Annotated in this window: 18 protein-coding genes, 1 tRNA gene and 1 pseudogene; 8 read left to right on the top strand and 12 right to left on the bottom strand. The window is 37.3% G+C overall.

The features are described from left to right. Positions 1–84: 84 nt before the first annotated feature. The 3 genes from rpsA to aroA form a co-directional block, all read right to left on the bottom strand. Positions 85–1,785, bottom strand: a complete 1,701-nt coding sequence (gene rpsA / locus ACFIMU_RS03080) for a 30S ribosomal protein S1 (protein WP_026500132.1) — start codon at positions 1,783–1,785, stop codon at positions 85–87. A 132-nt stretch (positions 1,786–1,917) separates the two neighbouring features. Beyond that, the gene (cmk, locus tag ACFIMU_RS03075) at positions 1,918–2,565 is read right to left on the bottom strand and encodes a (d)CMP kinase (protein ID WP_375606160.1); all 648 of its coding nucleotides are present in this window, start codon (positions 2,563–2,565) and stop codon (positions 1,918–1,920) included. Next, positions 2,562–3,890, bottom strand: coding sequence for a 3-phosphoshikimate 1-carboxyvinyltransferase (aroA, locus tag ACFIMU_RS03070; RefSeq protein WP_375606159.1), 1,329 nt, complete (start codon positions 3,888–3,890; stop codon positions 2,562–2,564). Before aroA ends, cmk begins: the two co-directional genes overlap by 4 nt. 187 nt (positions 3,891–4,077) lie before the next feature. On the opposite strand from aroA, the gene ACFIMU_RS03065 reads away from it, so the two are divergent. Together ACFIMU_RS03065 and ACFIMU_RS03060 are read left to right on the top strand one after the other, a co-directional pair. Beyond that, on the top strand, positions 4,078–4,461 hold the full coding sequence (locus ACFIMU_RS03065) for a TIGR02300 family protein (protein WP_375606158.1): 384 nt from the start codon (positions 4,078–4,080) through the stop codon (positions 4,459–4,461). Between the two features lie 117 nt (positions 4,462–4,578). Next, a tRNA-Ala gene (locus ACFIMU_RS03060) sits at positions 4,579–4,654 on the top strand. Positions 4,655–6,317: 1,663 nt separating this feature from the next. On the opposite strand, the gene ACFIMU_RS03055 is transcribed toward ACFIMU_RS03060, so the two are convergent. Continuing rightward, positions 6,318–6,905 (bottom strand): hypothetical protein, encoded by a 588-nt coding sequence (locus tag ACFIMU_RS03055; RefSeq protein WP_375606157.1) that lies wholly within the window; start codon positions 6,903–6,905, stop codon positions 6,318–6,320. A gap of 112 nt (positions 6,906–7,017) precedes the next feature. Then, positions 7,018–8,199, bottom strand: coding sequence for a DNA recombination protein RmuC (locus ACFIMU_RS03050; protein ID WP_375606156.1), 1,182 nt, complete (start codon positions 8,197–8,199; stop codon positions 7,018–7,020). A gap of 90 nt (positions 8,200–8,289) precedes the next feature. On the opposite strand from ACFIMU_RS03050, the gene def reads away from it, so the two are divergent. From def to truA, 3 genes are read left to right on the top strand one after another with little or no spacing between them, the layout of a single operon-like run. Continuing rightward, complete coding sequence (def, locus tag ACFIMU_RS03045) at positions 8,290–8,826, top strand: peptide deformylase (RefSeq protein WP_375606155.1); 537 nt, start codon at positions 8,290–8,292, stop codon at positions 8,824–8,826. Beyond that, complete coding sequence (gene fmt, locus ACFIMU_RS03040) at positions 8,826–9,755, top strand: methionyl-tRNA formyltransferase (protein ID WP_375606154.1); 930 nt, start codon at positions 8,826–8,828, stop codon at positions 9,753–9,755. Before def ends, fmt begins: the two co-directional genes overlap by 1 nt. A gap of 1 nt (position 9,756) precedes the next feature. Beyond that, positions 9,757–10,500: a tRNA pseudouridine(38-40) synthase TruA gene (truA, locus tag ACFIMU_RS03035; protein WP_375696808.1), complete on the top strand. Its 744-nt coding sequence runs from the start codon at positions 9,757–9,759 to the stop codon at positions 10,498–10,500. Positions 10,501–10,532: 32 nt separating this feature from the next. Here the strand turns inward: truA and ACFIMU_RS03030 are convergent, their stop codons facing one another. Then, the gene (locus ACFIMU_RS03030; RefSeq protein ID WP_375606152.1) at positions 10,533–11,396 is read right to left on the bottom strand and encodes an LOG family protein; all 864 of its coding nucleotides are present in this window, start codon (positions 11,394–11,396) and stop codon (positions 10,533–10,535) included. Positions 11,397–11,502: 106 nt separating this feature from the next. On the opposite strand from ACFIMU_RS03030, the gene dapD reads away from it, so the two are divergent. Beyond that, the gene (gene dapD / locus ACFIMU_RS03025) at positions 11,503–12,351 is read left to right on the top strand and encodes a 2,3,4,5-tetrahydropyridine-2,6-dicarboxylate N-succinyltransferase (protein WP_375610013.1); all 849 of its coding nucleotides are present in this window, start codon (positions 11,503–11,505) and stop codon (positions 12,349–12,351) included. A 576-nt stretch (positions 12,352–12,927) separates the two neighbouring features. Here the strand turns inward: dapD and lepA are convergent. Further along, on the bottom strand, positions 12,928–14,733 hold the full coding sequence (gene lepA / locus ACFIMU_RS03020) for a translation elongation factor 4 (protein WP_375607987.1): 1,806 nt from the start codon (positions 14,731–14,733) through the stop codon (positions 12,928–12,930). 447 nt (positions 14,734–15,180) lie between these two features. Here lepA and ACFIMU_RS03015 point away from each other — a divergent pair. Then, positions 15,181–15,303, top strand: a pseudogene (locus ACFIMU_RS03015) (integrase); the annotation flags it as partial. 1,036 nt (positions 15,304–16,339) lie between these two features. On the opposite strand, the gene ACFIMU_RS03010 reads toward ACFIMU_RS03015, so the two are convergent. The 4 genes from ACFIMU_RS03010 to dnaK all read right to left on the bottom strand — a co-directional run bounded on the left by ACFIMU_RS03010 (position 16,340) and on the right by dnaK (position 23,273). Continuing rightward, a complete protein-coding gene (locus ACFIMU_RS03010; protein ID WP_375606150.1) occupies positions 16,340–17,254 on the bottom strand; it encodes a DMT family transporter in 915 nt (304 codons plus the stop codon). A gap of 32 nt (positions 17,255–17,286) precedes the next feature. Next, positions 17,287–18,192, bottom strand: coding sequence for an acetylglutamate kinase (gene argB, locus ACFIMU_RS03005; protein ID WP_375606149.1), 906 nt, complete (start codon positions 18,190–18,192; stop codon positions 17,287–17,289). 1,888 nt (positions 18,193–20,080) lie between these two features. Next, positions 20,081–21,223, bottom strand: coding sequence for a molecular chaperone DnaJ (dnaJ, locus tag ACFIMU_RS03000; RefSeq protein ID WP_375606148.1), 1,143 nt, complete (start codon positions 21,221–21,223; stop codon positions 20,081–20,083). A 157-nt stretch (positions 21,224–21,380) separates the two neighbouring features. Next, positions 21,381–23,273, bottom strand: coding sequence for a molecular chaperone DnaK (dnaK, locus tag ACFIMU_RS02995; protein ID WP_375696807.1), 1,893 nt, complete (start codon positions 23,271–23,273; stop codon positions 21,381–21,383). Positions 23,274–24,234: 961 nt separating this feature from the next. On the opposite strand from dnaK, the gene ACFIMU_RS02990 reads away from it, so the two are divergent. Beyond that, positions 24,235–24,789, top strand: a complete 555-nt coding sequence (locus tag ACFIMU_RS02990; protein WP_375606146.1) for a copper chaperone PCu(A)C — start codon at positions 24,235–24,237, stop codon at positions 24,787–24,789. A 110-nt stretch (positions 24,790–24,899) separates the two neighbouring features. Here ACFIMU_RS02990 and lysM read toward each other — a convergent pair whose 3' ends face one another. Beyond that, entirely contained in the window at positions 24,900–25,355 is a 456-nt protein-coding gene (gene lysM / locus ACFIMU_RS02985) for a peptidoglycan-binding protein LysM (protein ID WP_375606145.1), read from the bottom strand. Between the last annotated feature and the right edge of the window lie 232 nt (positions 25,356–25,587).

The following is a 25,587-nucleotide window of genomic DNA, read 5'->3' as shown; positions in this document are numbered from 1 at the left end:
AAGTAGACAATTTCTTTAGAAAATAAAAAGGTCACTCTTAAAATGAGTGACCTTAATAACAACATCAACTTTAATGATTGATGATTAATCTTGTTCTTGTTTTTTCAAAGCTGCACCCAGAATATCACCAAGAGAAGCACCTGAATCTGTAGAACCATATTGTGCAACAGCTTCTTTTTCCTCTGCAATTTCTAAAGCTTTGATTGATACTGAAATTTTACGTGTTTTTTTATCAAATGCTGTGATGCGAGCATCAACCTTTTGCCCAATTGCGAAACGCTCAGGACGTTGCTCATCACGATCACGCGCAAGATCAGCACGCCGAATAGTTGTCTCAAGGTTGTGGTCAATCAATTTCACACCAATGTCATTGTCGTTAACAGCAATCACTTCGCATGTTACAACTGCACCTTTTCGCAATTCGCCAGAAGCAGCTGCTTCTCCAACTTTATCGCTGGAAAGCTGCTTAATTCCAAGAGAAATGCGCTCTTTTTCAATGTCAACATCAAGAACCACAGCTTTAACGATATCGCCTTTATTGTAAGTATCAATGACTTGTTCACCAGGACGGTTCCAATCAAGATCAGACAGATGAACCATACCGTCAACATCGCCTTCAAGCCCAATAAAGAGACCAAATTCTGTTTTATTTTTAACCTCTCCTTCAATTTGCGAATTGACAGGAAATTTATTGGCAAAAGCTTCCCATGGATTTTCAAATGTTTGTTTTAAGCCAAGAGAAATACGCCGTTTAGAAGGATCAATCTCAAGAACAACCACTTCTACTTCTTGTGATGTAGACAGAATTTTTCCAGGATGAACATTTTTCTTTGTCCAGCTCATTTCAGAAACATGGATCAGCCCTTCGATTCCTGGTTCAATTTCAACAAAACCACCGTAATCAGTAATGTTGGTAACAGCACCCGTAATTTTTTTACCAATCGGATACCGGACACTGATGCTTTCCCAAGGATCACTTTCAAGCTGTTTCATTCCAAGAGAAATACGGTGCGTATCTTGATTAATGCGAATAATCTGCACTTTAATCGTTTGGCCAATTGTGAGCACTTCAGATGGGTGATTAACACGCCGCCATGCCATATCTGTAACGTGCAAGAGACCATCAATCCCACCAAGATCAACAAAGGCACCATAATCTGTAATATTTTTCACCACACCTTCAACGATTTGGTTTTCTTCAAGATTTTGTACGATTTCTGAACGTTGCTCAGCGCGACTTTCTTCTAAAACAGTGCGGCGTGAGACCACAATATTGCCACGACGACGATCCATCTTCAAAATTTCAAAGGACTGTGAATTATGCATGAGAGGTGAAACATCACGAATGGGACGAATATCAACTTGGCTGCGAGGTAAGAAAGCAACGGCACCATCAAGATCGACTGTAAAACCACCTTTTACTTGGCTAAAGATCACTCCATCAACGCGCGCACCAGCATTGAATTTTTCCTCCAAACGGACCCAACTTTCTTCGCGCCGTGCTTTTTCACGCGATAAAACAGCTTCACCCATCGCATTTTCAATGCGTTCAATGTAAACCTCAACTTCATCGCCAACTTGCAAAGAACCATCTTTTGCTTTAGCTCCAAATTCTTTGAGAGGAATACGTCCTTCGACTTTAAGACCAGCATCAATAATGGCCATGTCTTTTTCGATTGCAATAACACGACCTTTAACAACAGATCCTTCATTAAGATCATTAGTTTGAAAAGATTCTGTTAAAAGGGCTTCAAAATCCGCTGTTGTGGGATTGTATTGTGACATAAGAACTCCTAATATATACCTTGTATTATAAGGTATGAGCGCTAGGTTAGTGTTAACATAAGCAACTTCTTGCCTTTTTCCTTAAATACAGGAAAAAAAGTTAGCGCTAGGCCGGAAGTCACCTTGACGAATTTATCCAATTATATGCATTTTTATGATTGGATCAATAAAACTACATGCAATTTCAAATGTTGCTTCTATACTCAATTCTGACGTATCAAGCAAGTGGGCGTTTTTTGCTGGTTTTAGTGGGCTTTGTTTGCGCGTTATATCGCGACTGTCGCGCTGTTCAAGTTGAGCTAGGATTTCATGATAATTTGCTTGAACACCTTTTTTTAAAATCTCTTGGTAGCGGCGTTTGGCGCGTGTTTGAACATTGGCTAGAATATAAAACTTGATATCGGCATCAGGACAAACAATCGTTCCGATATCACGCCCATCAAGCACACAGCCGGGCAAAACTTTAGCAAAGTTGCGTTGTTTTTCGACAAGAATTTTGCGTACAGCAGGGTTAATTGCTATTTTTGAAGCCGCTTCACCAAGTTCATGAGAAGAAAGAAGAGAAGGATTTAAGGTATTAAAATCAAGTTCTTTAGCATAAATAATAGCATTACTTTCATCATGAAGAGATAAATTTTGTTGTAAAAGCGCATAAGCAACACCACGATAAGTGAGACCAGTATCGAGATGATGAAGATGATAATGTGCAGCAATTTTACGTGCTAAGGTTCCTTTGCCTGAGGCTGCAGGTCCATCAATAGCAATAACAAAAGGCTTCAAGCGATTCTCCCCCCAAGTTTTTTTATAAAAGGAATAAATTCTGGAAAGCTCGTAGCGATCATTCGTTTATCATCAATGGTAACAGGTTTTTCTGACACAAGCCCAAAAATGAGAAAACACATAGCAATTCGATGATCAAGATGTGTGGCAACATACCCACCCCCCAAACCTTTGGCAGAACCTTTTCCATAAACAACAAGAAAATCTTGACCTTCTTCACAGTCTACGCCATTAATTTTTAATCCTTGAGCAACAGCAGACAATCGATCTGATTCTTTTACACGCAATTCTTCAATGCCTAGCATAACTGTTTTGCCTTCTGCAAAGGCTGCTGCTACTGCCAAAGCAGGATATTCATCTATCATCGATGGAGCACGTTCTTTGGGCACCGTAACGCCTCTAAGGACCGATGATTTTATCCGTAGATCAGCAACATCCTCTCCACCTGTTTGACGTCGGTTCAAAAATTCAATTTGAGCACCCATTTCCCACAATGTTTCGATAAGTCCTATTCGAGAGTTATTTATCAAAACATTTTCAATGGTGATATCAGAGTCTTCTACAAGAAGGGCTGCGATAATTGGAAAAGCAGCAGAAGAAGGATCACCCGGAATATGAATCGTTTGTCCAGTAAGATGGGGTTGACCATTAAGATGAATCAAACGCGCACCTTCGTTATCTTTTTCTATTTCAAGTTGCGCACCGAATGCTTTTAACATTTTTTCCGTATGATCTCGTGTCAGAACTGGTTCAATAACAGTTGTAGTGCCGGCGGTGTTGAGTCCAGCAAGCAGGATTGCTGATTTAATTTGGGAGGAAGCTATTGGAACACGGTAACGTATCGGATTAGCCATTTTCGGACCATAAAGCGTTAAAGGAAGGTGATCGTCGCGCGTTGCCTCAATTTCAACCCCCATGAGACGCAGTGGATCAAGGATACGTCCCATTGGACGTTTAGAGAGAGAAGAATCACCAATAAAGGTTGTTTTCATATGATACGGACCAACCATTCCCATAACCAAACGAGCACCTGTTCCAGCGTTTCCAAAGTCTAAAGGTTTTTGTGCAGCTAAAAGGCAACCATTCCCTGTTCCTCGTATGATCCAGAAGTCTTCTTTTTTAATAATACAGGCACCCATAGCTTGCATAGCAGCAGCTGTATTGAGTACATCAGCGCTTTCAAGTAATCCATGAATATATGTCTCACCACTTGCTAATCCTCCCAATATAAGAGAGCGATGAGAGATTGATTTATCTCCTGGTATTTGAATTTTTCCAGAGAGACTACTCGATTTATAGGTGGTTATAGGGATTGCTTTTTGCATGGAAATTCTATTTAATTCTATCTAACTTTTATGAAATTGTGCATCCTTTAGCACATGCTTTAAAAGACGTCATGAAAAAATCACTGTGGAACAGTGTATTTATCTTTGACAAAGGTATTATTTTTCGATTAAGCACCATAAAATTTATCTTTTAATGGAATAATAGTTAATCAAAGAGGCACGGCTTATGGCAAAACAAGAACTCGGAACTAAACGTGTTGATCCAGAAACAGGAAAAAAATTTTACGATCTAAATCGCGATCCTATTGTGTCGCCCTATACAGGAATTTCTTATCCGCGTTCTTACTTTGAAGTTGCAGCAGCTGAAGCAAATAATGAAGAAGAAGTTGATACTGAAGAGCTTGATACAGCACTTGAAAAATCTGCTTTTATGCTTCTTGAAGATGATGATGTGGATTCTAAAGATGACGATCTTCCTGATTTAGAAGATAGTGATGTAGATCTTGGTGATGATGATGATGATACATTTTTGTCTCATGATGGTGACGATGAAGATGATGACGTTACTGATATTCTCGGAGGCGGTGTTTCTAATGATGATGATGCTTAAAAGAAGTAAAAGAGGACATCTTTTCCATTAAATGTAAATTCTTCTTGATCTTCAAGTTTGATCGTTCTAGAAAAGCTGGAATTGTATACTGTCCTTTTGGGACAATTTGTTTTTATAGGGGCTATAGCTCAGCTGGGAGAGCGCTTGCATGGCATGCAAGAGGTCAGCGGTTCGATCCCGCTTAGCTCCACCAAAAGGGCTAACTGTTCTATCAAGGGAATTAATTATAATAAAAGATGTGTGCATAAATTTAAAAGGTTTATGTGCTCTGTAACCATTTATCCAGTAGCGCGTTCCTTGCTTTAATGCTATCATTATGCGTTTCTAATCATTTGTTGGATTGTAAAGTTTTACTTTACATAACAATGGAAAGAGATAATTTTTTATGCTTTATATAGAAATAAAAAAGGGGCTATTTAACTGACACCTTATATTTTCAAAGGACAAAATTTGAATCCTTCTTCACCACAAAATCATAATCTGTTAATTATCGATATCCTTTTAAAAGGTAAGAAGTTCCTAAACAAAGATTTGGGAATAGAAGGCTAAGATATATTTTCCAATTATTGCGAAGCAGGACTTTTGTTGAATATTTTTAGTCTTATCAGATGTCCTAGCAATTTAAAAAATTATCCCCTTGAGTAGCATTCACCAACTCAATACTGAAGCATGTTAAATCTTAAATAACGTATTGTTATCATTATAATTTATTTATATTATTAAGTGATAACTCTAAACAAAATAAACCTCTCTCACCATAAGCCATAACGCATTGAATCAATTGGATTCCTTCCTTACTCATCACAAACGATGTTGGAGGTGTAGGAGTAAAGCAGTACCATCATTATACTTTTCAATCCCTAATGTTGCAAAAATTCTTATATTTGAGAATGTATGTTCATAAAAAACATTTTTAGTCTTTTCTTTCACAGTTCTTATCCACATGCCCATTGTGCTTGTTATGTGCAAGCCAATGGTTTTATTGATTCAACCTCAAGAGATCTGAAACGATAAAACCCTACGCCATTCGAGATTCTTACTTTAATATAAATAACGATATATTATCTTTATAAATCAATATGCTTAAACCATTTAAGAAAAAGAATTAAAATGCTTCTCATAAATATTCTCAAATGCAAAAGCTATCACAACATTGGAGGCTGACTTGTTACTTCATAGGCGCTACAAATCTTTCTCTGAATACTCCCTACCCTGAGTATTCATTGTGTGTAAAGTTGCATATACCTTATCATCCTATAAACGGGAGTGTTTTTACAATACAATAAGATAACTTCTTTCAATTAAGATGGACTGGATGGACGAGTATGTTTTATTTCATACAATACTAAATACACTTAGTTCTTTTGAAGACTGTATTGCCCTCTTTATACAAAATAACGTTTTTTCGTTTAATGCATTTCTCGTTTTTTTATATCGAATACTTTACCCTTGTTATAATGCCCGAATTGCATTTGTTTTAATTGCTATTTTATACGCTTAGCAAAGAAAATATTCATGTAATAATCAGCCAGTAATACGCATAATGAAAATAAAAATGATATTATATTTTAAAATTTTCATAATCTCTGGTACTTAGCCCAATGCGAAATGCCAGCGCTAAATAGAAGATAATTTCCATTGTAAATTTTTTAAACAAAGGAGGTAAAAATGTCGAGAGTATCTTCAAACACATTGTGTATTGCAAAAGCTTTCTGTCGCTTGAGTTTATTCTAAAGAAACAATTTATTTCATTGAACGATCGGAAAAACGACACTATTTTATCATATCATAAGGGTTTTTTCTTTCGAATAATTTCACCACATCAATTCTCTGATTGATATTTTCAAAAATCCTCCCTAACGCCATCCACATCTCTTTAATTGCTGTTCATAGAGTTTCGATATTCTTGCCATGCGCTGTGCTGCCTGTGAAAGTGCAACAGTGACATGCCCACCACTACGCGCATAAGCACCATGTCCCATATGATAATTTAAATAAAGGCTATATGCATCATCAAACCTCACGCCATTGCGTTGAACACTTTGGCGATGATACCAAGCAACAAAATCAGCAGCATCTGCGAAATTCGTACGCCATGCAAAAGACTTTCCTGTAGAGCGAAGATACATTGCCCATGTACTGTCAAGCGCTTGAGCATAACCATAAGCTGTCGACCGACGCTTCCATGGGATAAAACCAAGTAGTTTTTTGCGTGGAGGACGTGCATTATGACGAAAACTTGATTCCATATTAATGGTTGCAAGAATAATAGGCATAGGAATCCCATAGCGCATTTCTGCTTTTTGAGACGCCTTTCCCCAATTATCAAAAAAACCATTTTTTTGTGCTAAAATAGCGCAAGCATTGTTTGTGTGAGTGGGAGTGGTTGTTGCACAGCCCCCTAGCAGAAACACCAATGCCCCTAAAAACAAAAGGTGTCGCATATTCTCTATTCCTCTCGTTTAAGAAATAAAACAAGATAGAGATACTAAAAAATGATTACCAATCAATAAAGAGCGTGATCTAACTTGTGATATTTAAGAAAATTGTTTTGCGTTATTCCTCATCAACTAAACGCAATGTTTGTGACTGAGCGGATGTTGTCATTTTTGTTGGCTCAGAGTAATTTTCTTTTAATTCGAAAGTTTCAATGCGATTTGCCCGTTTCATAATTTTGGAAGATGATATTAAAATTCCCTCTATATCTTCACCTGCTTTGTAAAAGTGCTTCTGTAGGGCGCGAACACGCATATCCATTCGTCCAAAATCTTCCATCAGTTTTGCCACTTCTGATTGAATTAAATGCGCTTGTTCACGCATCCGCGCATCTTTCATAATGGTTTGTACAACCTGGACAGAGAGCATCAACAAAGATGGTGAAACAATAATCACATGGGCTCTATTGGCTTTTTGTACCAATGCCTCAAAGTCCTCATAAATTGTTGCAAAAATTGATTCCGATGGCACAAAAAGGAAAGCAGTGTCATGGGTTTCTCCAGGAATTAAATATTTCTGCGCAATATCACGGATATGGACTTCCATATCGGTACGAAATTGGCGTTCTGCCTCTTGACGCTCTTGCGTTGATGCGGCTTTACGCATAGCATTCCAAGCCTCTAGAGGGAATTTAGCATCAACAACAAGAGAAGGTGCTTTATTGGGCATATGAATAAGACAATCTGGGCGCTTTCCGTTGGAAAGAGCAGCCTGAAAAGCATAGGCATTTGCTGGTAAGGCATCAGCAATAATTGCTTCCATCCGCCCCTGACCAAAGGTACCACGTGTCTGCTTATTGCTTAAAATGGATTGTAACTGAACAACTTGTCCCGTAAGCGATTGAATATTATTTTGTGCCGCATCAATCACTGCTAAACGTTCTTGCAAACGATTCAAATTTTCATAAGTGGATTTAGTTTGTACCTGAAGTGTTTGACCTAAGCTTGTTGTCATTCCATTGAGTTGCTCACTGAGCGATTTATTCAATTCAGCTTGCCGTTGACCAAAAATTTCCGCCATCGTTTGCATTCGCCCTTGCATTTCAGCTTGTGTTTTTAGCAAGGTAGCCATCTGCATTTGTGCCTCACGCGCACGTTCAGCAGTTTCTTGTTCCAAAAATGTTCTTTTTCGATGAGAATGTATCAGCATAAAAAATGCCAAACAGACAAGTGTAAATAAAAGTAAAACGATTAATTTAGAAAAAAACTCACCAGTGAGTATAGAAAAAAACGAATCAAACATAAAAGGTAATATAACGCTCTTATGGTAAAAAAATGCAAGAATCCGTTATTCAATATTGACCAATAACAAACCTTTGATTAATCTCTTCTTATGCCAATAAGATCTTTAGTTATTTTACCTGATCCGATTTTACGGGAAGAGTCCAAACCCGTTGAGCAGGTCGATTCAGCTCTCCAAAAGCTCGCAGATGATATGTTGGAGACCATGTATCATTCTAAAGGTGTTGGTCTTGCTGCTATTCAAATTGGTATACCACTACGTATGTTGGTTATGGATGTCTCTGGAAATTCTGAAGATGAGCAGAAAAAACCACTTGTTATTATCAACCCTGAGATTTTATGGCTTTCAGATGAGCGCAATATTTATAAAGAAGGTTGTCTTTCTATTCCTGACTATTTTGCGGAAGTTGAACGCCCTAAACGTCTGCGTGTTCGCTATCAGGACCGTGAAGGAAAACAGACAGAAATTGAAGCAGATGATCTCTTGGCGACTTGCTTACAGCATGAAATTGATCATTTAAATGGGCGTCTTTTTATTGATTACATTTCAAAGATCAAACGCGATATGGTGATACGAAAATTTAAAAAACGCGCAAAAGAAAAAAACACACAGGAAGCAGTTTTGTAATGGCATTACGGTTAAGTTTTATGGGAACACCAGATTTTTCTGTTCCCATTTTACATGCTTTATTGAATGCTGGTCATGATGTTGTCGCTGTTTATAGTCAACCCCCTCGTCCAGCAGGACGTCGGGGGCTTAAATTAATCCCCTCAGCTGTTCACACGGTAGCAAAAGAAAAATCTATTCCTATCTTTACGCCTCAAACACTTAAAACAGCCGAACAACAAGAAAAATTTGCAGCACTTTCTGTTGATGCTGCTATTGTCGTGGCTTATGGACTCCTGTTACCCAAAGCTATTCTCGAAGCACCGCGTTTTGGTTGTTTTAATGCCCACGCTTCACTCTTACCACGTTGGCGTGGTGCTGCACCTATTCAACGAGCAATTATGGCCGGTGATAAGGAAACAGGTATCATGATCATGAAAATGGATGAAGGACTTGATACAGGACCTATTGCTCTTTCTCGTTCTCTCCCTATTACTGATAGCGCCACCAGCGCTGAGCTTTCAAATAAACTTTCAAATATAGCCGCAGAACTTATGATAGAAGCTCTATCAACTCTTGAAAAAGGACAACTTAAACTGACCCCACAATCAGAGGAAGGCATCACCTATGCAGCCAAAATTAGGAAAGAAGAAACCCGCATTGATTGGACAAAACCTGCAGAGTTTATTCATAGGCATATTCGCGCGCTCTCTCCCTCTCCTAGTTGCTGGTGCAATATGAATATCGGTGGACGAGAAGAACGCGTAAAAATTATTGAAAGTCGCTTAACAACAGGAGCTTCTTTTGAAATTGGGAGGATAGAACCAAATTCTTTGATTATTCATTGTGGACAAGGACGGATAGAAATAACCTCTCTCCAAAGATCTGGCGGTAAAATTCTTGATAGCGCAACATTCTTGCGAGGCGCTCATATTTCTGCTGTTTTTTAATATGCCACGTTTTAAACTCACTCTTGAATACGATGGTTCAAATTATGCTGGTTGGCAACGTCAAGCAAAACTTCACACGATACAAGGAGCTCTTGAACAAGCGATTTTTTGCTTCAGTGGACAACAATTGACCATAACAACAGCAGGACGAACGGATGCAGGGGTGCATGCCACGGGACAAGTTGCCCATGTTGATTTTGAAAAAAACTGGCCCCCCCATACTGTGCGTGACGCACTCAATGCTCTTTTACGTAAACAGGGAGAAGCGATTTCAATCCTAAACGTACAAAATGTCCCTGATGACTTTGATGCACGATTTTCCGCTGTAAAGCGCCATTATCTTTTTAAAATTCTCAATCGCCGCTCTCCACCAGCTCTAAATGCCAAACGCGTATGGTGGATACCAAAACCTCTTAATGCTGAAGCTATGCATGAAGCTGCGCAAAAGCTTGTTGGACAACATGATTTTACAACTTTCCGTTCAGCACATTGCCAAGCCAAAAGCCCTATTCGTACCCTTGAACGCCTTGATGTTCAAAGAGAAGGAGAGGAAATCTTCCTTTATGCACAAGCTCGTTCTTTTCTTCATCATCAAATCCGTTCATTCGCAGGAAGCCTCATGGAAGTGGGTATTGGACGTTGGACAACACAAGATCTTGAAGCAGCTCTTCACGCTAAAGATCGCAAACGCTGTGGTGTTGTTGCCCCCCCCTCAGGACTTTATTTAACCAAAGTAGAATATTAATGATCCTTCAAGCGTTAACGCCTCAAAAACTGTTAAGGCAGCATATAAAAAGAACGAATTTCTTCAAACGCTTCTGCTGCTGTATTGACAAATTTCACAAAATTAACATCACTGGGAGAGATCGTACCTTGTGCAGATAGATACTCAAAGTTGATAGCATTGCTCCAAAACTCTTTGCCAAACAATAAAATTGGTACCTGTTTCATACGCCCCGTCTGTACTAAAGTTAACGTCTCAAACAGTTCATCCAGAGTCCCAAATCCTCCAGGAAAAATGGCTAATGCTTTCGCTCGTAATAAAAAATGCATTTTTCGCATCCCTAAATAGTGAAAATTAAAACACAAATGCGGCGAAACATATGAATTAGGCTCTTGCTCATGCGGTAAAATAATATTCAAGCCAATTGTTGGAGCCCCAACATCACAAGCACCACGATTTCCCGCCTCCATGATCCCTGGTCCGCCCCCCGTAACAACCACAAATTCACGATATTCTGTCGTAGCAGAATAGAGTGAGCACAAACGCGCAAACTCTCTTGCTTCATCGTAATAATGTGACATAGCACGCAAATTTTTCTTTTGTGTTTCATTTTTTGCTGCCCACGCAGCTTGCCTAGGTTCAGGAATGCGCGCACCACCAAACAAAACAACTGTCGATTGAATATTATATTCTTTAAGAGTTATTTCCGGCTTTAAAAATTCAAGACCAATACGTTGTGAGCGCAGCTCTGGACGCATCATAAACTCTTGATCGATATAGGCTAAACGATAAGTAGACGAACGCACCTGTGCTGAATTAGAGACTTTATGTATTTGTTGTAGAGCATCCTTCGTATGGAGAAGTGGTGTCCAGTTTTCTTGCTCTGCTTTTCTTTTTTCTTTACAGCCTTTTTTCATGCACCTGTCCTACTTCCTCATCGTTTTATTGACTGAAAACATTTCTTCGCGTAAGTCATAGAGAATAAATCTTGAAGCTTTCAACTTGTTTAACGGAACTATGTTCATGATCAATCTCACACAACTTGAAATCATTATCGAAAAAGCATTTGATGATCGTGATTCTATTGATACTACCACAAAAGGTGAAATTCGTGAGAGTGTCGAACACGCATTGAATCTTCTCGATAAAGGTGCAATTCGCGTCGCAGAACGGCAAAAAAACGGACAATGGCATGTTCATCAATGGTTGAAAAAAGCTGTTTTGCTCTCTTTTCGGCTTAACCCTATGCAAATTATTGCCGGTGGTGTAAATGGAACACATTGGTGGGATAAAGTTCCTTCAAAATTCTCTGGTTGGCAAGAGGCAGATTTTAAAAGTGCTGATTTCCGTTCCGTTCCTGGAGCCATTGTACGTCATTCTGCTTACATTGCACCCAATGTTATATTGATGCCATCCTTTGTCAATCTCGGCGCCTTTATCGATGAAGGAACAATGGTTGATACATGGACCACCGTTGGTTCTTGTGCACAAATTGGTAAACATGTTCATCTTTCTGGCGGTGTTGGTATTGGAGGTGTTTTGGAACCCCTGCAAGCAAATCCAACAATCATTGAAGATCACTGCTTTATCGGTGCACGCTCTGAAATTGTTGAAGGCTGTATTATTCGTGAAGGCGCTGTTTTAGGAATGGGAGTCTTTATTGGAAAATCAACAAAGATTATTGATCGTACAACAGGTGAAATTTTTATTGGTGAAGTACCAGCCTATTCAGTGGTTGTACCGGGTTCTCTCCCCGGAAAACCTTTACCAAATGGTGAAGCAGGCCCAAACCTTTATTGTGCTGTTATTGTAAAACGCGTTGATCAAAAAACACGAGAAAAAACATCCATTAATGATCTTTTACGTTCTTAGACACAAGATTAATGCATAATAATATTTTCTCGTTTTTTAACTTGAATAATAACCTCGAATACAAGGATTCTCTCATTTCAAATCCTTTCATAGTGAATCAATCACTATCATTTCCTTGCTCGTCACAAATGCTGTTGGTCTGTGGGTAAGAAACACTTCAAGAAAAGAGTGAAATACCTTTAATGAATTCTCTCTATCGCCAAGAGCTATCATAATATTTTGAGCTGAAAAAGAGTATGATGGGTGCGCTTTGCACCTTTCTGACGCATAAAGATGTGGCGCCAAATGGGTTTCATGTAATTTACAATGAATTTCACATTATATTTTGTTGCAGCCCCCGTTGTGAAATGAAGTTTGATGTATTGAGAGATGTTTCTTTGAAACAAGTGCACAAACGTGCAACACAACAAATGTATTTTGTTTAAAGCATTCTGTTTTACATGAGAAAGTGACACCATTCGCAATACACAAAAACATGAAGCACAGTGCGATTCTATTTAAAAGTGTTCTTTAAGCACCTGAACCAATCGACAAAAGCAAAAGCGCAACCAATGAGAGAAAATATTCCTTTTTCCATTATTTATTCATTTTGAGCGCTTGGATAAATGCCGATTGTGGAATTTCTACTTTTCCAAATTGGCGCATCCGCTTTTTGCCTTCTTTTTGCTTTTCCAAAAGTTTGCGCTTACGCGTAACATCACCCCCGTAACATTTCGCTGTTACATCTTTACGCAAAGCACGAATTGTTTCGCGCGCTATAACCTTACCACCAATAGCCGCTTGAACTGGAATCTGAAACATATGCTGAGGAATAAGATCTTTCAGTTTTTCACACATGGAACGCCCGCGCTTTTCTGCAATCGTGCGGTGCACAAGCATAGACAATGCATCTATAGACTCTCCATTTACCAAAATAGACATTTTAACTAAATCCCCTTCTGCATAATCTGTCATTTGATAATCAAAAGAAGCATAACCCTTTGAAATCGATTTTAGCCGATCATAAAAATCAAAAACAACTTCATTCAGTGGTAAATCATACGTTACCATAGCACGGGTTCCAACATAGGACAAACCAACCTGTACCCCGCGCCGCTCTTGGCATAGCTCTAAAATTGACCCAAGATAATTATCAGGCGTCATGATTGTCGCTCGAATCCATGGTTCTTCTATGGAAGAAATTTTAACCACATCAGGCATATCTGCTGGATTGTGCAACTCTTTAACAGAACCATCATTCATATTCATGCGATAAACAACCGAAGGTGCTGTCGCAATTAAATCCAAATTAAACTCACGCTCTAATCGCTCTTGAATAATTTCAAGATGCAGAAGTCCCAAAAAGCCACAGCGAAAACCAAAACCCAAAGCCGCGGATGTTTCCATTTCAAAAGAAAAACTCGCATCATTTAAGCGTAATTTGCCCATGGCTGCACGCAAATCATCAAAATCGGCAGCATCAATTGGAAAAAGTCCACAGAAGACAACAGGTTGCGCCGGCTTAAAACCAGGCAAAGCATTTTCACAAGGACGACGCTCTTCAGTAATCGTATCCCCAACCCGTGTGTCTGCTACCTCTTTGATAGAAGCAGTGATAAAACCAATCTCACCTGGTCCTAATTCATCAACCTGTACCATTTTAGGTGTAAAAACCCCAACGCGCTCAACTGGATATTTTGCTCCTGTACCCATCATACGAATGGTTTGGCCTTTTTTTAAAATACCATCTATCACCCGTACCAAAACAATGACACCAAGATATGCATCATACCAGCTATCAACCAACATTGCTTTCAAGGGATTTGCAACATCGCCTGTACGTGGAGGTGGTAATTGTGCAACAATTGCCTCCAAAACATCAGGAACACCCAAACCTGTTTTTGCTGATATTTCTACTGCTTGAGATGTATCAATGCCTATCACATCTTCAATTTGTTCTTTAACACGCTCAGGTTCTGCTGCTGGAAGATCAACTTTATTGAGAACAACAACTAACTCATGGGAATTATCAATGGCTTGATAAACATTTGCTAATGTCTGCGCCTCTACGCCTTGGCTTGCATCCACCACTAACAGAGAACCTTCACAAGCTGCCAATGAACGCGAAACCTCATAAGCAAAATCCACATGACCAGGTGTATCCATAAGATTTAAAATATAGGTTTCACCATTCTTTGCCTTATAGTGTAAACGTACCGTTTGTGCTTTAATAGTAATTCCACGTTCACGCTCAATATCCATGGAATCGAGTACTTGTTCTTTCATCTCACGTGTTTCAAGCCCACCTGTTATTTGAATCAAACGATCAGCTAAAGTGGATTTGCCGTGATCAATATGCGCCACGATGGAAAAATTACGAATATAATTACGATCTATTGTCATATAAGGCGATTTAGCAAAGAATAATACAAAACGCAAAGACCAATTATGCTCCGGCTTCTATCAAAAGAATATAAACCTAAAAAGCTTCTCAAAACACAACTTTTCATAGACTAAAAAATGAGGCTTTTGTTTGCTAAATTAAATCCAAGGGTGCTAAAATGATCTTTTCACATCTTGTTTGATAACTCATATGCTGGCATTATATAATAAGATATTGATTTATAAATATAATTTAGCATTATTTATATTGAATTAGAACCTTGAGTACCGTAAGATTCTCTCATTTCAAATCTGTATATCTTGAATCAATTAAAATCACTTACTTGCACATTACAAGCGGCATAAGTGTGTGGATAAAATTTATATAAGAAAGAACTAAAAATGGCTCTTATGAACCCGTTTTAATGCAAGAGCTGTCGGCAACACCCACGAGCTGGCAAATAGTGTGATGGTGCCGACTTACTTTTTCATAAGCATAAAGATGGGGGTGCTCAATGGATTTACCGTTATACTATTCATAGGCACCGTCGCGAAATGGGATTGAGAGCGTTAAGAGATGTTTCTTTAAAATAAGCCCGTGAATATGCAACGCAATAATGGATGCGTATATCACTAAGGCTTTCAATAAAATGCACAAGAAATGCTTTTTATTTGTGCGCAATAATCTGTTTTTTTCAGCAATCTTATAAAATAAAATGGATATTGAGAGAGATAATTTTCTTCTCAATGTTTAAAACTTTAGAAATAAGCTTTATTGAGTAAAGTTTTTATGCCCTTTTATACAACGCCTTTCTTCTTTCATTAAAGATAAAAAAACATCAAATCTCTTCTATTAATTTGGTAGTGTTTTTATTTATAATGACTATTTATTGTTTTGCAAATTAAATAAAAACCCTGAATATCGCGAACCTTTTTCATCTTAAGCTTGCTTATGGTAAATTAATCAAATTTTTTTACACATTACAAACAGAACTGGACAAACAGGACTGGTGTATGGATAAAGCCGTTTAAGGAATGAGTAAAATACTTCTTAATAAACTCTTTCAAGTACCAAAACTTGTCGTAATGGTAATTGATAAAGAAAATAATGCTATTAACTTTAATTTTTTATTTTAAGTAAAAATGGTGATATTTCATGGCCTTTATACATTTCACATGGACCATCAATGGGTACAATATCCATTGAGAAAATATGTCTTTTAAAAAAGTGCGTTAATGTACACCATTATGAGGGCTGCTTTGAGCGTTTCTATTTTGCATGGGAGTTAAATAACAAAAGGAATAACGTGCGACAGTGCATAGTTTTCATTATTCAAAAATATTACCGTAGATGTTTTTGAAAGTTGTTAAAGCCGAATTTAAAAATGATCGTAAAGATGCGTATTAATTTTCACTTTTACAACTTAATGCTTAGCTCAATGAAGTTTGTTTTTCCTTTTCAGAGGTTAGAAAACAGATAGAAGCATACTCTTGCTCCAATTTGGCATGCAAAAGCTGGAATAATTTATAGAATTCTTAATCATCTTAATATTAAAAAAAACTTTAAAAATGAAAACTCTACAAGCAAAAATCTCGTGCAATAAAATCATAATAAAAAAATGTATAGCTAATCAATTTTTTTAATTGCTTTATTTTTTTTACGCCATTGTGAAGGTTGTAATTCAGCCACAATGATCCCAATAAGAATAAGCAAACCGCCCAATAAAGCTAAGGGAGATAAACGTTCTCCAGCCAAACGCCCAACAATACCAGCCCATACCGGTTCACCTGCGTAAATGAGTGTCGCACGCGTAGGGGAAATAGACTTTTGTGCCCAATTCATAGCTAATTGAATGATGGCACTCATTAATGCCAATCCTATACCAATATTAAACCACACCCACGAAAATTCAGGAATGCTTTCACCCATCAAAGGCATACAAGCAAATGAAAAAAAACCACTAAAAAATAACTGAATAATGGTTACACGCCGACTATCAACCTTGTTCGCAAAAATTCCGATGAGTATGACTTCTCCAGCAATCGCTAATGCACCTAACAAAGTCAAAATTTCACCTTTTGAAAAATCAAAACTTCCAGGCTTTTGTCCTGAAATGAATACAAGCCCAATAAAAGCGAAAACAATACCAATCCAACAGGCTAAACGGGGAGGTTTTTTAAACACAATCCATTGCAAGATTGGAACCATCGGTACATAAAGCGCTGTGATAAAAGCCGACTGACTACTAATAATCGTTTGAAGTCCAGCAGCTTGAAAAGCATACCCCAAAAACATGGCTAAACCAATCGCCATCCCAGCAAAAACTTCATAAACAGTTATCCTTTTTATAGAGCGCCAAAAAATTGCCCCACATATAAGAGATGCAACAATAAAACGAAATCCAACAAAAAATAGAGGACCGCTATAGCGTACCGCAATGTGAATGACTAAAAATGTAATGCCCCACAATATTGTCGCAGCAAATAGTGCCAATTCTGGTTTACTTAATAAAGGATATTTAAACTGTTTTATACTTTTCATGAAAAGCCTTCTCCTTCAATTTTCCGCACAATTTATGAAACAATAAGCGTTCCAATTCCCTGTTCGGTAAACAGTTCTAGTAAAACAGGATGAGGGGTTTTACCGTTTAAAATGACAACACCTTCCACACCATTTTGAAGGGCTTTTATACAAGTCTCTACTTTTGGGATCATGCCTCCTGAAATTGTTCCATTTTTGATAAGTTTCTCAGCTTCAGAAACTGTCAATTCTTTTAAAAGTTTACCCTGTTTATCCAAAACACCAGGAACATCAGTGAGAAATAAAAGGCGTTTAGCCTCTAATGCACCAGCAATAGCTCCAGCAAAAATATCAGCATTAATATTGTAAGTTTTACCATCGCGTCCTGGAGCCACAGGAGCAAGAACTGGTATCATTTCAGAACACGCTAAGAGATCTAGCAATGTGCGATCAACTTCAATAGGCTCACCAACAAACCCCAAATCTAAAACACGTTCAATATGAGAATCAGGATCAATGACAGTTTTATAAGCCTTTTCGGCAAAAACCATATTGCCATCCTTGCCGCATAATCCTATTGCCCATTCACCCTCAGCGTTGATGAGAGCAACAATTTCTTTGTTTATGGATCCCGCTAAAACCATTTCAACAACTTCAACAATCCGTTCATCGGTTACCCGTAAACCGTTTTCAAATCGTGATTCAATCCCCATTTTCATTAAAATTTTAGCAATTTGAGGTCCACCACCATGAACAACAATAGGATTAATCCCTGATTGCTTTAATAGAGCAATATCACGCGCAAATGCTCTTCCCAAAGCGGGATCACCCATAGCATGGCCGCCATATTTTACCACGACCGTTTCATTTTCATATTTTTGCATATAAGGTAAAGCAGACGATAAAAATGCTGCTTGTTTTTCCAAAACATCTACATCATCGTTTTTAGCATCATCCATCAATAGAGCCTCCTCATCACTTTTTACCATCTCTTAATGAAACTTAGGAAAAGTGAAAACAATAAAACCAAGCTTTACTCTATCCATCCCCCTGAAAATCGTCAATTTTCTTTTAATTTACGAAGATGAAACACAAAAAATATCCTTTAAAAATTGACCGTAAAAAATTAAACAAAATAGGTGTCAAAAAACGTCATTACTTTATGATCTTATGTATAAAATTGAAAAGCAAAATTTTGAAAATTTTTTAAGCGACGCCCTATATTCAATTCATTAATTTATACCTATGGATACTTAACAATGAATAGAAATATATACAACCATTGATTTTATAAGATAAAAGCAAAATTTTCTTATCATAATAAAATTAACCTATCGCCAAGATAAGAAACCACTCAACCGCTTTAGTAACCTATCTCAATTTTTCTTTAATGAAATTGTCAAACGAAGTTCGACCGGAGACTATAACTTTGGTTTTTAAAATTTGACTTTTTTCAATCATTAAACATGAGAAAATGTCAATTAAATACCCCTTTATGAAGAATTGTAATACGTTGATTTATAATAATAATTTTATATATTTATAGCGTAAAACCCTAAATGAGAAGTCTGAATATAAGAATATTTTGTCATTTTAACTCTCACATTTCAAATCAATAAAAACCGTTGGCTTGTACGTTACAAATGAACTTGGTATTATAAATACTATAGAAAGCTTAAAATACCTCTTATTAATGCTCTCAATAGCAAAAGATGCAGCAATGTTTGAAACGAGGAATGATAGTGTCAACTTACGCATACATGAGCGTAAAAAGGGTGGTGTACAATGAAGTTTTATACCCTTTCAAGCACCATCGCATGCAATCGGGGTACATCCATTAGGAAATGTTTCTTCAAAATAAGCGTATAGATTTGTAACACAATGATCTTCTGTATGGGCGTAAGAGATTTACCTCTATTAAAGATCGCGAAAACAAAAGCGTGAGGGACTATGTATTCCATTATTAAATACTACTTTGAATATTTCTGAAAGGCGCAAAGCTAAGTGAAAAAGAAGTGGCAAAGCTGGAATTTTCTACTTTTATGCTTTTATATTCTCCTCAACTTTAGCTATATCCTCGTTGCAAAAATTACTTAAACAGATATATACAATACTCTTGTTTCACTCCGACATAAAAAAGTTGCAACAGTAAAGAACATACTGAACTGCCTTAACATTTATCCATTTATCTCAAACATACTGCTCCATGAGATCTGAATTGATTTACAGATAACAGCAAAAGCAAGCGCTTTATTAAAATACAAAACCAAATCCACAATCTAAAAAGACATGATTACTGCTAAAAGCTGAGATGAAGCATGTAAAAGTTATTTTGAATAAGCATAACCCGTATTTTAAGGAAAGCAGTGGTTTAAGGCTATGAAAATGCCAGAAATAAAATCGGTTATAAGAAGTTGATACTTTATTTGAAAAAGATGAATTGCCTAACAGCTTATTTAGCGTTTCTTGGCAAGCTGCTAACTATTTTATAGTTTTATTTATAGAGCCTTTAAAAAGAAATTTTGAGTGAAAAAATAAATACAAAAAATACTGAATGCATAAAGACAGCCATCATGACACCGGCAATATTTATTATCAATCACTCAATTGCGTTCTTATATGGATAAGCCCTTTTTAAAATGTCATAGACATTCAAAAATAAGACTTATCCATAAAACTCATGAAATATAAAAACTATCAGCAGCAGGAGTTTATCCTAAATTAGCTGTCTCTCTCTTTTCTTTTTAAAGAAAAAAATGCTTTTCAAAGATAATGAGACAATAGAACACTTAATGAAAATAACTTTCCCACAGTTCTCTCTAATTATTCTGAGAACATTCACATATTTTAACCAGAAATATTTTCAAAAAATTCTTTCATCCGTGAAAAAAAACCATGTGATTGCGGTGAATTTTCATGATTTGAGAGCTTTTCAAATTTTTGCAACAATTCACGTTGTTCTTGCGTTAATTTCTGCGGTGTCTCAATCGTGATATGGATGTAAAGATCACCCCTTGCTTGCTGACGGCGCAACATGGGCATACCTTTGCCTCTAAGGCGGAATTGACGTCCATTTTGTGTTCCTTCTGGGATCTTAACACGTGCTTTAACACCATCAAGGTCGGAAACTTCAAACTCTCCTCCTAAAGCAGCTGTTACCATTGAAATAGGAACGCGACAGTGAAGATCTGCTCCTTCTCGCTGAAAAAACTCATGCGGTTTAATGGAAAGAAAAATATAAAGATCACCATTGGGGCCACCACGAATACCAGCATCACCCTCACCAGAAAGGCGAATACGCGTTCCATCTTCAATACCAGCTGGAACATTTACGCTCAATGAACGTTTTTTCTCTATACGCCGTGTCCCCTGACATTTGGGGCACGGATCGGTAATAGTTTCACCCCGTCCATGACATGTAGGACATGTTCTCTCAATAGAAAAGAAACCTTGCGCAGCACGCACACGTCCAGATCCATGGCATGTTCCACAAACTTGTGGCTTAGAGCCCTTTCTCGCTCCTGATCCTTCACAAACATCACACGTAACGGAACTGGGAATATTAATTTCTGCAGTTTTTCCTGAAAATGCCTCTTCTAAAGTCACTTCCATATTATAACTCAAATCTGCACCACGTTCGCGACTATCACCACGCTTACGGTGGGTCCCTCCCATAATCTCACCAAAAAAGTCTTCGAAAATATCCGCAAATCCACCACCAGCAGCAAAACCACTAAAGGGATTTGCTCCCCCTTGACCACCACTATTTTCAAAGGCCGCATGGCCAAATCGATCATAAGCAGCACGCTTTTGAGGGTCTTTAAGAACTTCATAGGCTTCGCCAATTTCTTTGAATTTTCGCTCTGCCTCTTTATCCCCCGCATTGCGATCAGGATGATATTGCATTGCTAACTTACGAAAAGCAGATTTCAACTTTTTATCATCGCATTCTCGAGTCACGCCAAGAATTTCATAATAGTCAACCTTCATCATGTATTCCTGATAATTTTTCTATCATCCATTTTTATGGATAATATTGCTTTTAATTTATATTTTTAGCAACAAAGTTGCAACTCACTCAAATAACAAAGCCCAGCCTTATATTTCAAAGGCCGGGTTTATAAATTAATCAACACATATGCTGACACTATTTTTTCTTATCATTAACTTCTTCAAAATCAGCATCGACAACATCATCATTCTTTGTCTCTGTTTCAGTATCAGCAGTTTCTGCTTGTGAAGCTTCATACATAGCCTGTCCCAACTTCATACTAACTTCTGCTAATTTTTGCATCTTTGTAGTTACTTCTTCAGTATCACTACCTTCAAGCGCAGACTTCAAATCAGATATTGCTTTCTCAATCTGTCCCTTTTCTTCAGCTGATACTTTATCGCCATATTCATTGAGCGACTTTTCAGTTGAATGAATAAGAGCCTCCGCTTGATTTCTAGCTTCAACACCTTCACGGCGTTTTTTATCCTCAGCCGCGTGCTCTTCTGCATCCTTTACCATTTTTTCAATATCAGCATCACTTAAACCACCTGATGCCTGAATACGAATTTGATGCTCTTTCCCTGTTCCCTTATCCTTGGCCGAAACATTAACAATACCATTCGCATCGATATCAAAAGTAACTTCAATTTGAGGTATACCACGTGGTGCTGGAGGAATACCAACAAGATCAAATTGAGCCAATAACTTATTATCACTTGCCATTTCCCGTTCACCTTGGAAAACACGAATCGTTACAGCACTCTGGTTATCATCAGCTGTCGAAAAAACTTGCGATTTTTTCGTCGGGATAGTGGTATTGCGCTCAATAAGGCGTGTGAAAACCCCACCCAAGGTTTCAATACCCAAAGATAAAGGTGTTACATCTAGCAGCAATACGTCTTTGACATCGCCTTGCAATACACCCCCTTGGATGGCAGCGCCCATTGCAACCACTTCATCAGGGTTAACGCCTTTGTGTGGATCCTTACCAAAGAAGTTCTGCACAACTTGCTGAATCTTAGGCATACGTGTCATACCACCCACTAAAACAACTTCGTCAATCTCACCAGCCTTTAATCCAGCATCTTTCAACGCAGCTTTACAAGGTTCGATGGTACGCTGGACTAAATCGTCAACGAGAGATTCAAATTTTGCCCGAGTCAATTTCATTGTTAAGTGCTTGGGACCTGATTGATCTGCCGTGATAAATGGTAAATTAACTTCTGTTTGCTGTGACGAAGAAAGCTCAATCTTTGCTTTTTCTGCTGCTTCCTTTAAGCGCTGTAAAGCCAGTTTATCATTTTTCAGATCAATTCCTTGCTCTTTTTTGAATTCATCGGCAAAATAACCAACCAAGCGCATGTCAAAGTCTTCACCCCCTAAAAATGTATCCCCATTGGTTGACTTAACCTCAAAAACGCCATCTCCAATTTCAAGGACTGAAATATCAAATGTACCACCACCAAGGTCGTAAACAGCAATTGTTTTTCCGTCCTTTTTGTCCAAACCATAAGCTAAAGCAGCAGCAGTTGGCTCATTAATAATCCGTAAAACTTCAAGTCCAGCAATTTTACCTGCATCTTTCGTGGCTTGACGTTGCGCATCATTAAAATAAGCAGGAACCGTAATAACAGCTTGTTCAACTTTTTCACCAAGATAAGATTCTGCTGTTTCCTTCATCTTTTGCAAAATCATAGCTGAAATTTGTGACGGAGAATATTTCTTTCCCGCCTCTTCAACCCATGCATCACCATTGTCACCTTTAACAATTTTATAAGGAACAAGCGCTTTATCTTTTTCAACCATAGGGTCATCAAAGCGGCGCCCTATCAAACGTTTAACTGCAAAAACTGTCCCTTCAGGATTTGTCACCGCCTGCCGTTTAGCAGGTTGCCCAACAAGCCGCTCCCCCCCATCAGTAAAGGCAACAACGGAAGGTGTTGTTCGCGCTCCTTCTGAGTTTTCAATAACTTTTGCATTTTTGCCATCCATAACAGCCACACAAGAGTTCGTTGTCCCCAAATCAATACCAATTACTTTTGCCATATTATAATCTCCATTCAGCAAGCTACCTCAACCTTCATAAAGCATCTTTTTAAGATAGCTCCTCATAACACCTAAAGCCCGTATATTGCTTCAAGCAACATAAATAATAATAAACTGCAAGTCGCAACAAGCCTTGCTGCCTCGTATATAAGAACAGGCTTTTATTGCTACAAGAGAATAATGAGAGAAACATCTCCAAAATAAAAAATTTATTTTAAAATAGGCACTCTAATGACCCATAAATACCATATTTATGAGAAACTTGAGAGCATAATATATTTTTCTTGCAATTCTCAAAAAATATATCTTTCTATAAAAATTAAAAAATAAAAGAATGATTGCACTCTCGCTCTTGATCTTCTCATCATTGATAAAATCGTACTCACGTAAAAGCTTTTTAAAAGGCGAATAATTTATATCACAAATATTATAGATTTTTCTTGGACTAAAATAGTCATCATATCTAATGCTCATATCAGTAAAGGTATTATCTATCAATCTCCTTTCAAAAATTCTCCCTCTAACGGTCTCATTGTTTGCGGCTATTTGAAATCTGTGCTTTAAATTCACCTAAAGCGTTTTTTCTTAACTGTATAATTTTGAACTTTGAAAATATATAAAAATACCTCTGTATAAACGCTTTAAAATGCCAAAAGCTGTCATAATATTAAAAATTGGTAAAGTGGTTAATGATTGTTCTGTATTATATCTTCATTAAGTAAAATAGTAGTGCATCATAGATTTTATACCATTTGCAAATACTATTTATGAGATGAACACGGAAGCGTTAAGAGGTGTGTTGTCATTGTAAATCTTACTGTCTTCTTTTAAATTTCAAGAATTCTATGATTTTTATATTCAAATCAATTTCATTTTAGTATTTCTTTCTTTTATTTTAAATAAAAGCTCTGCTAAAATAAAAAATATTCAAAGTGTGAATCTTATGAAGGAGGGTAAATCAATGATGACATCTATTATTAAGAAAATAACAAATCTCATCTTTAAGAATATAATACATACACAATATCCATATAAAAAGGTTATCATAAATATCGTGTGTACTCTTCTCTTTGCTGGTATAATCCTGCCAGCAGGTGCTCAGCAATATAAACTTGGCGACATAGAAATTCTCAATCCTTGGACACGCGAAACACCTAGAGGTATAAGAGTTGGTAGCGGTTATCTCTACATTATTAATCACAGTAATACCCCAGACCGTTTGGTTTCTATTTCCACAAACGGAGTAAAAACAACAGAGATACACTCTATGGCTGTCGTTAACGATATTATGAAAATGGAAAAAATGCACAATGGCATTGAAATTCCGGGAAATGGCGAAATCACGCTTAAGCCTGGCGGTGATCATATTATGTTCATGGGGCTTTCACAACCATTTAAGTTAGGTGATAAAATTAGCGCAAAATTAACATTTGAGAAAGCAGGAACCATTGATGTTGATTTCTCTGTAAACGCTATGAAAGTACCATCACCTTCTAAATCCTCTCCTGTTCACTAAGCTCCTTTTATTATAAATACACACTTTATAAAATGAAGAAGTGTGAAATTTTTTACGCTTCTTTATTTTTTGTTTAATGCCATCAGTAAAAAATTATCCCCTTTGATGAATTAACTATGGTCAATTTCAGGAATACGTAAAACTTGACCAGGATAAATTTTATCGGGAGATTTTAGCATTGGCTTATTGGCTTCAAAAATAAATGTGTTTTTATTACCTTGCCCTTTTCCATAAACCTCTTCAGCAATTTTCCAAAGATTATCACCAGATTTAACCTCATAAAAGCGAGAAGTTTTTCTAGGCGTTGTATCTATAACCTTTAATTGATCAACATCTACAGAAGAGATACCTTGTGAATTGCCAACAACCAGCAGTGCTTTTTCAAGTGTTTCCCTATCTGGAACTTCACCGCTTAAAATAGCTTTACCGTCTTCAACTTGAATATTGACTTTTTCTGTACCGAGTTGAAAATGATCAAATGCTCTCTTAAAATCCTTTTCTTTTGGTTCATGATCCCCAATACCTAACTTTTCCCCTACAGTTTTAATAAAATTAAAAAATCCCATTACGACCTCCTTTCGTGTAGCAGAAACAAATTTTTGTGCATATATTGCCACATTCTTTTCTTTGCTCTTAAAACACATAGGCAGATTTTCTAAACTTCAACAATCAAAACTACATCTGTTCAATTATGAGACAAATACAATAATAAACTTTGTAATAAACCTTGATAAAAAAAACCTTTATGAAAATTTTCTCTCAAATGAAGGGATCTTAATAGACGTAGAAACATTATAA

Origin of the sequence: Bartonella sp. AC70YNML (assembly GCF_042196545.1) — a bacterium.
Classification (GTDB): Bacteria; Pseudomonadota; Alphaproteobacteria; order Rhizobiales; family Rhizobiaceae; genus Bartonella.
Note: the sequence above shows the minus strand (reverse complement) of the source record. Positions and strands in the feature narration are given on the sequence as shown.